The sequence below is a fragment of the Puniceibacterium antarcticum genome, assembly GCF_002760615.1.
Lineage (GTDB): Bacteria > Pseudomonadota > Alphaproteobacteria > Rhodobacterales > Rhodobacteraceae > Puniceibacterium > Puniceibacterium antarcticum.
The window spans coordinates 137,135-150,151 of the sequence record NZ_AWWI01000121.1 but is presented as its reverse complement, the minus strand read 5'-3'; the positions used below and the strand labels follow the sequence as shown (position 1 = coordinate 150,151).

Annotated in this window: 9 protein-coding genes; 3 read left to right on the top strand and 6 right to left on the bottom strand. The window is 61.3% G+C overall.

What is annotated here, in order from left to right; all coding sequences use genetic code 11:
- Positions 1-23: 23 nt before the first annotated feature.
- Entirely contained in the window at positions 24-422 is a 399-nt protein-coding gene (locus P775_RS17725; protein ID WP_099912225.1) for a hypothetical protein, read from the bottom strand.
- Positions 423-437: 15 nt separating this feature from the next.
- A complete protein-coding gene (locus tag P775_RS17720; RefSeq protein ID WP_099912224.1) occupies positions 438-2,258 on the bottom strand; it encodes an ABC transporter ATP-binding protein in 1,821 nt (606 codons plus the stop codon).
- Between the two features lie 276 nt (positions 2,259-2,534).
- Here P775_RS17720 and P775_RS17715 point away from each other — a divergent pair, with 276 nt between their 5' ends.
- From P775_RS17715 to P775_RS17705, 3 genes are all read left to right on the top strand, one after another.
- Positions 2,535-4,241, top strand: coding sequence for a peptide ABC transporter substrate-binding protein (locus tag P775_RS17715; protein WP_099912223.1), 1,707 nt, complete (start codon positions 2,535-2,537; stop codon positions 4,239-4,241).
- A gap of 184 nt (positions 4,242-4,425) precedes the next feature.
- The gene (locus P775_RS17710; RefSeq protein ID WP_099912222.1) at positions 4,426-5,433 is read left to right on the top strand and encodes an ABC transporter permease; all 1,008 of its coding nucleotides are present in this window, start codon (positions 4,426-4,428) and stop codon (positions 5,431-5,433) included.
- On the top strand, positions 5,426-6,397 hold the full coding sequence (locus P775_RS17705) for an ABC transporter permease (protein ID WP_099912221.1): 972 nt from the start codon (positions 5,426-5,428) through the stop codon (positions 6,395-6,397). Before P775_RS17710 ends, P775_RS17705 begins: the two co-directional genes overlap by 8 nt.
- A gap of 168 nt (positions 6,398-6,565) precedes the next feature.
- Here P775_RS17705 and P775_RS17700 read toward each other — a convergent pair whose 3' ends face one another.
- The 4 genes from P775_RS17700 to P775_RS17685 form a co-directional block, all read right to left on the bottom strand.
- Positions 6,566-7,336, bottom strand: coding sequence for a hypothetical protein (locus P775_RS17700; RefSeq protein ID WP_099912220.1), 771 nt, complete (start codon positions 7,334-7,336; stop codon positions 6,566-6,568).
- Positions 7,333-8,157: a sulfite exporter TauE/SafE family protein gene (locus P775_RS17695; RefSeq protein ID WP_099912440.1), complete on the bottom strand. Its 825-nt coding sequence runs from the start codon at positions 8,155-8,157 to the stop codon at positions 7,333-7,335. Before P775_RS17695 ends, P775_RS17700 begins: the two co-directional genes overlap by 4 nt.
- 72 nt (positions 8,158-8,229) lie before the next feature.
- Positions 8,230-9,228 (bottom strand): tRNA dihydrouridine(20/20a) synthase DusA, encoded by a 999-nt coding sequence (gene dusA / locus P775_RS17690; protein WP_281256104.1) that lies wholly within the window; start codon positions 9,226-9,228, stop codon positions 8,230-8,232.
- A 385-nt stretch (positions 9,229-9,613) separates the two neighbouring features.
- Entirely contained in the window at positions 9,614-12,820 is a 3,207-nt protein-coding gene (locus P775_RS17685; protein WP_099912218.1) for a PAS domain-containing hybrid sensor histidine kinase/response regulator, read from the bottom strand.
- Positions 12,821-13,017 lie beyond the last annotated feature (197 nt).

Here is a 13,017-nt window from a genome sequence, read left to right as displayed (position 1 = left end):
TTGAAAAGCGCGCGCCAGCCGGTTCACGACCCTTCGACAGCGGCCCCGAACACCGCAATCACGACGCCAAGAGCGGCCAGAGCCGAAAAACCATCCGCAAGCGCCATCCGCCCCTGACGCCGCTCTTTCCAGCGACTCAGCGACCCGGGGGCGTGCCGTCTGCGGGTCATCGCCCAGATCGCGGATGTTGAACCGGATCCAAGCGCCGAAAAAATAGGCACATAGGCACGACACCGCCATGGCCAGTGGCGCATATCAGCCATAGCCGCATTCAGGATCGGCCCCAGTACCAGAAACCCGCTGCCGATAATCGACGCGAGCGGCGTCGCCGTTGCCCGCCACAGAGGTGAACGGGCCAGCGGCGGCAACAGCACAACATGCCCTGCCACCACGGTGGCCAGCAGGATCATAAGCTTCTGCATGTGATCGAACCTGAATCAGTAGCCGCTGTCTGATGTCAGAACGTAATGGCCCGGGCTCACCTGATCAAAGACCGACGGACCCGGCTCGTATCCCACCGGATGGATCGGCGACGGGATCGGTTTAAAGTTCAGATCCTTCTCGGATTTGCGACGGCGCGGATCGGCAATCGGCACCGCCTTCATCAACGCCTGCGTATAGGGATGCTGCGGGTTTTCGAACACCGCGGCACGCGGCCCCAGCTCGACAATCCGGCCCAGATACATCACGCCGACCTTGTGGCTGACCCGTTCCACCACGGCCATATCATGGCTGATGAACAGGAACGACAGGCCCAGTTCCGCCTGCAGCTCCATCATCAGGTTGACCACCTGCGCCTGCACCGACACATCCAGCGCCGACACGGCCTCATCGGCGATGATCAGCTTGGGGTTCAGCGCCAGCGCGCGGGCAATCGCCACCCTCTGCCGCTGCCCGCCGGACAACTCGTGCGGGAACCGGCGCAGGAACGACCGGGGCAGTTCCACCCGGTCAAACAGCATCGCGATGCGGTCATCCATGTCCGACCCCTTGAGGGTATCAAAGTTTCGCATCGGTTCCGCCACCTGATCGCTCAGGTTCATCTGGGGATTGAGCGAGGCGAACGGATCCTGAAAGATCATTTGCATGTCCAGCCGCGCGGTGCGCAGATCGCGCTGGTTCAGCGCCATGATATCCTTGCGATCCAGCTCGATGCTGCCCGAAAGCGGCTCGATCAGACGCAGGATCGACCGCCCCGCCGTGGATTTGCCACAACCCGATTCCCCAACCAGCGACAGCGTCTGCCCCTTCTGGATATCGAACGACAAATCCTCGACCGCATGCACATTGGCCACGGTGCTGCGGAAAAACCCACCCTTGACCGGGAACCGCGTGGTCAGGTTGCGCACCCTCAGCAGCACCTCGTCCGATCCGGGGATCGGCTTGGGCTCTTGCGCATCTGACCCCAGCAGCTTCATCGGCTCAGGCAGCGCCTTGCCGGTCATCTCGCCCAGCTTGGGCACAGCCGCCAGAAGCGCCTGCGTATAGGGATGCTGCGGATTCTCGAATATCTCTTCGACCGTGCCTTCCTCGACCTTCTTGCCGCGGAACATCACGACAACCCGGTCCGCCATCTGCGCCACAACGGCCATATCATGGGTGATGAACATCACCGCCGTGCCGGTTTCCCGCTTCAGCCGGTCGATCAGCGCCAGAATTTCGGCCTGAATGGTCACATCCAGCGCGGTTGTCGGCTCATCCGCGATCAGCAGGCGGGGCTTGCAGGCCAGCGCCATGGCGATCACCACCCGCTGACGCATGCCCCCGGACAACTCGTGCGGATACTGCGTCAGACGCCGCTCGGGTTCCGGAATACGCACCTGTTGCATCAGCTCCAGCGCGCGGGCTTCGGCCTCGTGCTTTGTCATGCCGCGATGCACGCGCAACCCCTCGGTCAGCTGCTTGCCCACGGTGAACACCGGGTTCAGCGCCGTCATCGGCTCCTGAAAGATCATCCCAATCTCGTTGCCGCGAATGGTGCGCATCAGATCCTGATCGGCCTGGGCCAGATCAATCTCGCCGCCCTCGCGGCGGTCAAACAGCAGCCGGCCCCCGGCGATATCGCCCCCACCATATTCGATCAGCCGCATCAGCGACAGCGACGACACGGATTTGCCCGACCCCGATTCCCCGACGACACAGACCGTTTCCCCCGGGCCGATCTCGAACGACACATCCTCGACCCCCACAACGGGGCCATCCTTGGTCTCGAATTCGACGCGCAGATTTTGGATCCGGGCGATGGCGTGGTCCAGCATGGGGGCCCCCTTGGAATGACAGATCCCGCCAAGTACCCCAGCGGTTGCCAAAGCTAAAGGCACTGTTGAAGCCGTGTCAAACCCAACCGCCCGGTTTCCCTTAGGCAAAGCCTTGCAATTTCTGCAAAGTCTGTTTCGATGGCGCCACCGTGTGGGATGACAGTGCGGAACCCTCTGAATTTGCCGCAATTAGACGGCAGATTGGCGGGCCCTGCGATTCCTGACACAACGAACAGTGGCCCCGGGCAAACCGGACGCCCAACAGGGAGTATACGAATGAAAATGAAAACCCTCTTGCTGGGGGCTGTGGCATCTTTTGCCCTGGCACCCGCAGCGATGGCCGAACGTGGCGAAGACGGCAATGTCAACATCATCTATTGGCAGGCGCCGTCGATCATGAACGCCTATCTTTCGGGCGGCACCAAGGATATCGAAGCCGCCAGCATCGTGATCGAACCGCTGGGCCGCTATGACCCGACCGGCGCGCTGGTCCCCTACCTTGCCGAAGAGATCCCGACCGTCGAAAACGGTGGCGTGTCCGAGGATCTGACCTCGATCACCTGGAAGATCAAGCCGGGCCTCAAATGGTCCGATGGTACCGATTTCACCGCCGAAGACGTCAAGTTCACCGGCGAATACTGCATGGACCCCGCAGGCGGCTGCGCCCAGTTCGCGAAATTCGACGGCGTGACCTCGATCGACGTGATCGACCCGCTGACGGTCAAGGTGACCTTTGCCACTCCCAAGCCGAACCCCTATGGCCCGTTCATGGGCAACCAGTCCCCGATTCTGCAAAAGGCGCAGTTTGAAAACTGCACCGGCGCTGCGGCCTCGACCTGCACCGACGAAAACTTTGCCCCCATCGGCACAGGCCCCTTCGTCGTCACCGACTTCCGCCCGAACGACGTGATCTCGCTCGAAGCGAATGAATATTATCGTGACCCGGCAAAGCCCGCCTTTGCCACCGTCAACTTCAAGGGCGGCGGCGATGCCAATGCGGCCGGTCGCGCCGTGCTGGAAACCGGTGAATTCGACTACGCCTGGAACCTCCAGTTGGCCCCCGATGTCATCGCCCAGATGGCCGAAGGCGGCAAAGGTGTACCGGTCGCGGCCTTCGGCACGCTGGTCGAGCGGATCGAGATGAACATGACCGACCCGTCGCCCAGCCTGCCCGAGGGCGAGCGGTCGACCGTTGCGCATCCGCACCCGATTCTGTCCGATTTCAACGTCCGCAAGGCGCTCTCCATGGCCATTGACCGCGAACTGCTGGTCGAAGTGGGTTATGGTCAGGCCGGTCGCGCAACCTGCAACCTCGTCCCCGCGCCCGAACTCTATGCTTCGGAAACCAACACCGATTGCATCGTTCAGGATATCGACGGCGCCAAGGCTCTGCTGGACGAAGCAGGCTGGACCGACACCGACGGTGACGGCATCCGTGACAAGGACGGCATGAAACTGTCCCTGCTGTTCCAAAGCTCGACCAACGCCGTGCGGCAGGATTTCCAGGCGCTGATCAAGGATTGGTGGAGCCAGATCGGTGTTGAAACCGAACTGCGCAACGTCGACTCCTCGGTCTTCTTTGGTGGCGATGCGGGTTCGCCCGACACCTTCCAGAAGTTTTATGCAGATGTGGAAATGTACGCCAACAACTTCGACGGCACGGACCCGCAGTCCTACCTGTCACAGTACCGTTGCGGCAACGAACCAAAGCCGTCGTCGCAGTGGCAGGGTGAAAACATCAACCGTTTCTGCAACGAAGAATATGACGCCCTGCTCGACGAGCTGGCCCAGACAGGCGAATTGGACAAGCGCGGCGTCATCGCGAAAAAGCTGAACGACATCATCACCAAGGACACGATGACCATCGTTCCGCTGGTTGATCGCGGTCGTGTCTCGGCACATTCCAACACGCTGGGGGGTGTTCAGCTCAACACCTGGGATTCCGAACTGTGGAATATCGCTGACTGGTACCGTATCGACTAAAATTAAGGCACAGGTGACGCGGCAGGCCTTGTCCTGCCGCGTCCACGCTGTCAACTAGGCCCGGATCAGCCTAGTCTGATACACCGCCGTGTCCGCCCACATGGACCCGGATGTCAAGAATAACGCCGCTTTTGCGCAGGATCCCAATGCCAATACCCCAAAAACTCATGACCCGAGGCGCCGCATGCTGACCTTTGCAATCCGACGACTGGTCCTATCTGTCCCGACGCTTCTGTTCATCAGTTTCGCGATCTTCATGCTGCTGCAGCTCGCCCCCGGCGATCCAATGTCCCAGGTGCCCCTGACCGTTCCGCCCGAGGTCAAGGAACAGATGCGCCAGGCGCTTGGACTGGGTGAACCGCCCCTCGTGCAATACTGGAAATGGCTGGTCCAGATCTTCTGGATCGAACCGCAGGTCCTGTGGGATCACTGGTTCGGCACCACCTTTTCCGAAGGCCAGCTGCGCGTGATCTCCTGGCAGACCCGCTCGCCGGTCATGGACATCGTGCTTCAGCGCATCCCGCAAACACTTTGGGTGGTCGGACTCTCCTATGTGGTCGGCGTCCTGATCGCACTGCCCATCGGCATCTATTCCGCCTACCGGCAATATTCGGTCTTTGATCAGGCCGGGACCTTCATCACGATGATCGGCTTTTCGATCCCGCCGTTCTTCACCGGCCCGCTGTTGATCGTGATCTTTTCCGTCCAGCTCGGCTGGTTCCCGTCGATCTATGACACCACGCTGGTGGTCAACAGCTGGGACACCTTCATGGTGCAGCTGCAGCAGATGATCATGCCCGTGATGGTGCTGGCCCTGCAGACCACTGCCCAGCTTTCCCGCTACATGCGCGCTTCTATGCTCGACAACCTCAACCAGGACTATGTGCGCACCGCCCGCGCCAAGGGCCTGTCAGAGGCGGTTGTGGTCATGGTCCACGTTCTGCGCAACTCGATGATCCCGGTGGTCACGGTAATTGCCCTTGGCGTTCCCGCGATCTTTGGCGGCGCCATCATCACCGAGAACGTGTTCAAGGTGAACGGCATCGGCCAGCTTCTGATCACCGCCCTCTTCGCCAATGACCTGCCGATGGTGATGACGCTGACCTTCATCTTTGCCGTGCTCATCGTCACGTTCAACCTTATTGCCGATATCCTCTACGGCGTCCTCGACCCAAGGATCCGCTATGACTAATCCCGCACCCGCAGCCATCACCGCACTCGCCGACAAGGTGCCCAGCAAACCGCCGCGCTCCAAATGGACCGATGTCTGGCATCAGTTTTCCAAACACAAAGGCGCGCTCATGGGCGCGGCCTTTCTGATCTTCATCACACTCGCGGTGCTCTTCGGATCCTGGATCTGGACACTGGACCCGCAAAAGCTCGACATCCGCAACAAAGACCTGCGCCCGATCTACACTGCCCTCTGGGATGGCGCGGCCAAGGTCGCTTGGGCCCATCCCCTCGGCACCGACAATCTGGGCCGTGACGGTCTGGCCAACCTCATCGCCGGGGGCCGTGCCTCTATGGCCGTGGGCTGGGCCGCCATGCTGCTGTCGCTGTTCATCGGCACCGCCGTCGGCGTGATCTCGGGCTATTTCAGACGGCTCGACGGGCCGCTGATGCGCCTGACCGACCTGTTCCTGTCCCTGCCGATCCTGCCGCTGCTGCTGGTCGCCGTGACGCTGTTCCGCCAGCCCCTGCGCGCCAGCTTTGGCCCCGAGGGCGGCATGTTCGTCCTGATCGTCGCGGTCATCGGCATCACCTCGTGGATGCCCACGGCCCGCATCGTGCGCGGCGATGTGCTCGCCCTCAAGGAACGCGAATTCATCCTCGCCGCCCGTTCCATCGGCACCACACCGTTCAAGATCATCCAGCGTCACCTGCTGCCCAACGTACTCTCGCCCATCATGGTCTCGGCCACACTTGGCCTTGCGACGGCGATCATCACCGAAAGCGCGCTGTCCTTCCTCGGTGTCGGCTTTCCGTCCGACTTTCCCACATGGGGCAAGATGTTGGCCGATGCAGTACCGCGCATGAACGACTTCCCCGAACGTGTGCTGCTCCCGGGAATCATGATCTCGCTCACCGTGCTGGGGGTGAACTACCTTGGCGACGGCTTGCGCGACGCGCTCGATCCCCGCATCCGCGGCCGTTAAGGTCGCTGGACATTCCCGGGTTCGCACGCCGAGTCGCACCCGGGAATGTGCCTGCCGTTAGCACTGTTATGCCATCGCATGAGATCTTGGATCGGATCATCGTGTTCAGCGCGCAGACAGAACAGGCTCCGAAACCTCCGCCCAGCGCCTCAGTAACAAAGCCTCAGCTCAATCAGCCATCAGCCAGGCCGCCACACCCTGCGCCATTACGGGGCGGAAATAGGCAATCATGCGGCCCTCGGGCGGCGCACAGGCGCCCTCGGCCCAAGGCGCAACACCGTGCAGAATCAGCCGGTGCAGCAGCAGCGCCTCGCCCGGTTCGGCATAAAGCGGCACCCGCGCACAGGTGTCGAACACCTCACGCCGGGCGGCCTGATAGGCCTCGGTCACATCCAGCTGGCTCCATTCCTGCGGATCATGGCCCGCAAGGGCTGCGCGCAAGGCCCGGCGCATCACCTCATGGCTGCCCTCCCAGGCCACCAGCGGGCTGGCATCACGATCACAGCGGGTCAGCGGCAGCCCCAGAATAAAGGCATGCGGCTCGGTGATCCTGCGCCGCTTGTCCGCGCCCTCTGCGGTGATCCCGTCCACATGCGCCGCATCGCGGTTGCGCCGATAGCGAAACGCCGCATCACTCTCTGTGGCGCGCGGGCGGGGATAGCCGGGATAAGTGATCGACAGCTGCGCAGGGTGCAGCGGGGGCAGCGGGCCAAGCGCATCAATCACCGGCCCCGCCAGCGGCACCCCGTCCAGACTGCCATCCATATCGCTCGGCAAGGCATCGACGCCAACAAACCACGTGCCTTCGCATTGCAATTGCGCCTGCATCGCCGGGTCCTGCGCAACCGCGCAGCCGATGCGATGCGCGCGCTCAGCCCATCTCAGCATGTCGGGATGGGCGGCAAAGTGGCTCCAACCCTTGCCCGCACGATCCGTCATCCCCAAAGCGCCTTGCGCAGCATGTTGGCCGCCACGCACAGGATGAACACCGCAAAGACCCGGCGCAGCACCAGCGCATCCATCGAATGCGCCAGCCGCGCGCCCAGCGGCGCCGTCGTCAGCGTCATAGACACCGCCACGGCAAAGGCGGCAATGTTGACCGACCCCAGCATAAACGGCGGGCTGACACCCTCGGGCACGCCGACCAGCACAAACGCCGCCACCGACGGCACGGCGATCAGCACGCCAAACCCCGCCGCCGTCGCCACCGCCCGGTGCATCGGCACGCCGAACAGCGTCATCAGCGGCACGCCAAAGCTGCCCCCGCCAATGCCCATCAACACCGACAGAAAGCCAACCGAAGGCGACAGGCTGGCCCGCACGATCCCGCGCGGCATTTCCGCCCCCAGCCGCCAGTCCCGGCGCCCAAACGCCAGATACAACCCGACCAGAAAGGCAGTCACGCCAAAGATCACCTGCAATGTCGTGGTGCGCAGCGACGACGCGATCAGCACGCCCAGCAACGCGCCCACGGCAATGCCCGGTGCCCAGCTGCGCAGGATCGACCAGTCCACCGCACCCCGTTTGTTATGCGCCATGACCGACCGGATCGATGTGACGATGATCGCCGCCAAAGAGGTCGCAAGACAGATCCGCATCAGGTGCGGGCTGTCATATCCCAGCGTCTGGAACACGTAGAAGAAGGCCGGCACATGCACGATGCCACCGCCAACCCCCAGCATCCCCGCCAGCAGCCCCGCAAAGGCCCCGGCCAGCATGAGAAGGCCAATCAGCGGCAAGAGCGTCGAAATATCGGGCATGGTCACATCCATCTGAAATTTTGCCCTTGGTAGACAGGCTCGGCTGCGGGATGGCAAGCTGAAAGGCCTTAATCAGGCCGGTTGCGCCTCTTGCATCCGCGCCAGTGCCGCATGGATCAGCGCAGGCCCGGCACCCTTTTGTGACGCGCCCTCGGACAGCACCCGCCGCCAGAGCCGCCCGCCCGGACGCCCCGCAAACAGCCCCATCATATGCCGTGTGATCTGATGCAGACGACCGCCGCTGCTCAGATGCGCATCAATGTAGGGAATCATCGCCAGCGCGATATCAACAGGATCGCGCGTCGCCGTATCCGCGCCAAAAATTCGCGCATCCGCCCCCGCCAGCACATCCCAAGGCTGATGATAGGCTGCGCGCCCGATCATCACCCCGTCCAGACCCGCCTCCAGAAAACCCGCCGCCTGCTCGAGCGTGGTCACGCCCCCGTTTACCGACAGATGCAGCGCCGGAAACAGCCCCTTCATCTGCATCACAAGGTCATAGTCCAGCGGCGGGATATCGCGGTTTTCCTTCGGGCTCAGCCCCTGCAGCCAGGCTTTGCGCGCATGGATGATGAAGCGATCACATCCCGTAGAGGCCACGCGCGCGATGAATTCGGGCAGCACCTCCTGCGCGTCCTGATCATCGACACCGATGCGGCACTTGACCGTCACCGGCACCTGCACAACCGCCTGCATGGCCGCAACGCAATCGGCGACAAGCCCGGGCTGTTTCATCAGCACCGCGCCAAAAGTCCCCGACTGCACCCGGTCCGATGGACAGCCAACGTTCAGGTTGATCTCGTCATACCCCGCCTCTGCCCCCAGCCGCGCCGCCTGCGCCAGCTCTGCGGGGTCCGACCCGCCCAGCTGCAGCGCAACGGGATGCTCATCGGGGTGAAAGTCCAGCAAATGCAACGCCCCGCCCCGCACCAGCGCCGGAGAGGTCACCATTTCGGTGTAAAGCAGCGCGTTCCTGGTCATCAGCCGGTGCAGATAGCGGCAATGGCGGTCCGTCCAGTCCATCATCGGCGCAACGCTCAACCGCGCGGAGTCTTTCGCGTCATACTTCAAAGCCGTGCTCCGTTCCTGTTTTCGTTGACCTGCCGCAGGCAAAGGCGTGTCTTTCCGGGGTTCACTTTGATCTTGCGAAAGATCCGCACGCCGCTGTTCTCCTGTCTAGCACAACCTGGCTGAGAGGAAACGGCGGCTGAATACACCTGCGGACAAGGGCCGTCAACGCGGCGTCCAGCCGGTCAGCTCCGTCCTTGCGCAGCACCCTCTTTTCGCGACGCGATGCGGGAACGGATCGCCCGCTCAGGAAAGCGGCCGGCGGGCACCAGCACGCAGACAACATGGCATGACATCATTCCTGGTGAAGGTTTTCAAAAAAACGCAATTGCCCGCATCCTTCTGGGCGTTGTGCCGACTGTCGGCCTCGTGCAGTCAGCGACACGCCCTAAAACCTCTCACGGATCGCCTTCAGAAGGGCGGCACTGGAAACCGGTTTCATCAGCCGCATATCCTCTGCCGTCAGCCCATCGCCGGACACCGTCGCATCACCTGCATAGCCTGACATGAAGATGAAAGGCGCATCGGGGCGAATCTCGCGGCAGGCCGTGGCCAGGGACGGCCCCTGCAACTGACCGGGCATCACGATATCTGTCAGCACCAGATCGAACGTCGGATCCTTTTCGAAGATGGCAAAGGCAAGATCGGCGCTGTTGGCCGGGGTCACGTCATAACCCGCCGTTTCAAGGATCTTGCGAAACAGCGCCAGAAGCTCCTCCTGATCCTCAACCAGAAGGATCCGGGAACGCCGGATCTGATCAGACGCCGCAGATATCTGTCCCTGCGCCGCGCGCTCCGTCGTGTGTTTACGCTCGGTCAATGCGCGGAAATACAGTGTAATTGTGGTGCCTTTGCCCAGTTCGGAACACACGCGAATCCCGCCAAAGGACTGCTTTACGAACCCCTGCACCATGGACAGGCCAAGTCCCGTCCCCTTTCCCACCTGTTTGGTGGTGAAAAACGGATCGAACATCCTCAGGATGACCGCAGGCGTCATGCCTATGCCGTCATCGCTGACCGACAACATGACGTGATCACCGACAAGAACGGTTTCGCTCGGGTCGCCGATCGGCTCCCCTTCCATGTACACGTTGGCAGTCTCGATTGTCAGCCGCCCGCCCCCCGTCAGGGCATCCCGCGCATTCACCAGCAGGTTGACCAATGCGTTTTGCAGGGATCCCTGGTCCACCCTGATCTGCCACAGATCCTCCTGCAGGGCCGTGGTTATCGTGACATTGCTCTTGATGGTCCGGCGCATCCACAACTCGGTTTCGCGCACCACGCCATTCAGATCCGTATCGACAGGTTTCAGCCGCGCCTTGCGCGCATAGGCCAGCATATTGCGCGTCAGACCTGCCCCGCGGCTGACGGCCGTAATCCCGGCATCGATCAGCTCCATCGCGTCGCGTTTGTCGACGACATCGCCCTGCAGACCATCCTTCAGAAGTTCGAGGTTGCCAAGAATGATGGCAAGGAGGTTGTTGAAATCATGCGCCACCCCCCCAGTCAGCTGACCGACCGCCTCCATTTTCTGCGATTGCCGCAGCTTTTCCTCAAGATCATAGCGGTCAGAGATATCGGTCATGTTGCCGAGGATTCGCACGGCGCTGCCGTCCTCGTCGCGAATGACGGTGATCTGATCCACCACATGCGCGTATCTGCCGTCCGCCTTCAGAAACCTGTAACGCGCTTCCCAGTTGTTTTTTTCACCGTTGATGACGGAACTGATGCCCGACAACACATCGCCCTGCTCGTCCGGATGGATGTGCTGGTCCCACCAGGTCATGTCCTGATTGATGTTCGACGCATCATAGCCAAAGATATCGACCATGTTTTCGGTCCAGCAGATGGTGTTGGTCTTCAGATTGCAGTCCCAGACGACCGTATGCGTCGCGGCGGCGATCAGCCTGAACCGTTCTTCGCTCACGCTGATCCGTTGCTCTTCGGTCTTGCGCGCGCTGATGTCGCGGGCCACCGCGACCCAATAGGTAACCTGACCATCGTCCCGTGTGATCGGAACGATATCAAGATCCATCCAGAACGGCTCTCCGCTCTTTGTGTAATTGATCAATTCTGATCGCACCGGCTGCCGGTTGCGCAATGAACTCGCAATCCGGCGCAGCGCGCTGCGTTGTGTCCCCGTCCCCTGAAGACAGCGTGGCGTCCTGCCGATGACCTCGTCGCAGGCATATCCGGTAAGACGCTCAAAGGCGTCGTTGACATAGATGATCTTCGGCCCATCCGGCTTGTCCAGCGGTTTGGCATCCGTGATGATGACAAGGTCGTTCAGACGTCCAATCGCAATTTCGAGGATCTTCAATTTCTCGTCGCGAACCTGCTCTGCACTCACATCCCGGAATGCCACGCCAAGCCCTTCTGACGTTGGATGGGCCGCCACCTCGAACCATTTCCCACAATCTTCATAAAACGCCCTGAACCGGCGGGTTTCCCCCAAAGACATGGCCTTGCGGTATTCCACCTCGAACTGCGTTCCCACGACCTTGGGAATTACATCCCAGATGCAGCGCCCGGTGATTTCTTTTTGAGACCGGCGCACAAGACCTGCGGCGCTTTTGTTGACAAAGGTAAGGGTCCAGTCCCTGTCCAGCGTCATGAACCCATCAGATATCCCCTCAAGCGTTTCCTCAAGCCGCAGGCTCAGGACGCTTGACTGGGTCTGGCTCTCGACCAGCTCGGAAATATCCTGAAAGGCACCCTGCAATCCCACAATCGCGTCCGTGCCTGCATCCCGGATCGCCTTGCCCGTCGTGCGCACCCATTTTCGCGCGCCCTGCGGCGTGACGATCTCGGTTATTTCGTCAAAACTGGTGCCCTGCGTCAAACCGGCCTCAATCGCCGCCGTCAGCCTTTCGCGATATTCGGGCGCGTGAAACTGAAGACTGTCTTCAACGGAAACCGTCCGGCGTGCGGGATCGCCAAGGATGGCAGCGGTCATCTCGCTCCAACGCACCGTCCGGCTCGCCATCTCCATCCCCCAGCCGCCCAGATTCGCAATCTCGCCCGCCTCTCTGACGAACCCTTCGGCATCTGTGACAGCCGCCTGCGCAGCCTGACGCGCCATGACCTGCTCAGCCTTGGTGAAAAAGCTGTCTCCCGCGTTTTCCTCAAAGCTCTCTCCGCCCGCTTGGGCATGTTGGCCCTGCGCGCCAGCCGCACCTTCGCTCTTGCGCAGTGCGGCCTCCAGAGTCTCCAGCCGCCGACGTGTTTCTGAAAGTTCGGCCCGCAGAAGGTTGATCATCTGGCGGCTGGCAGGATCGTCAGCCTCCCCCGTGCCGGATATGTCCTGTACGGTAACCAGGTGCATGGACTTGTCGCCAAAGCGAATATCGGAAATCTGCACGTTCACGTACAGCGTTTTGCCAAGGCTGTCGCGATGCTGGATCGCCGGGTTGTCGGATGGGACTGTGTTCGCACTGACAAGATCGTCAAACGATTTCGACAGGAACACGCTTTCAGCATAACCATAGAATTTCAGGGCCGCCGCATTTGCCGCCTGAATTTTCCTTGTAACAGGATCGAATACAAACATCGGATCCTGATAATTTTCGAAAAAATCAGACGGTACGTGAAGCATGTTACCTTAATCCAGTAAAAATATGCGCGTTCTCGGGAACCCTACACAAGTGAAGTCATCAGAACGCAATGAATTTGTGAGAAACGACGGGCAGAACTGCCCTGATTCCTGTTATTTATATCCTCCGGCTTTGCATTTACGCCCTCACCCTGTCGTGCAGATGCGCGGGCCCGGTGTGCGGGAATGCGGTCTCTGCC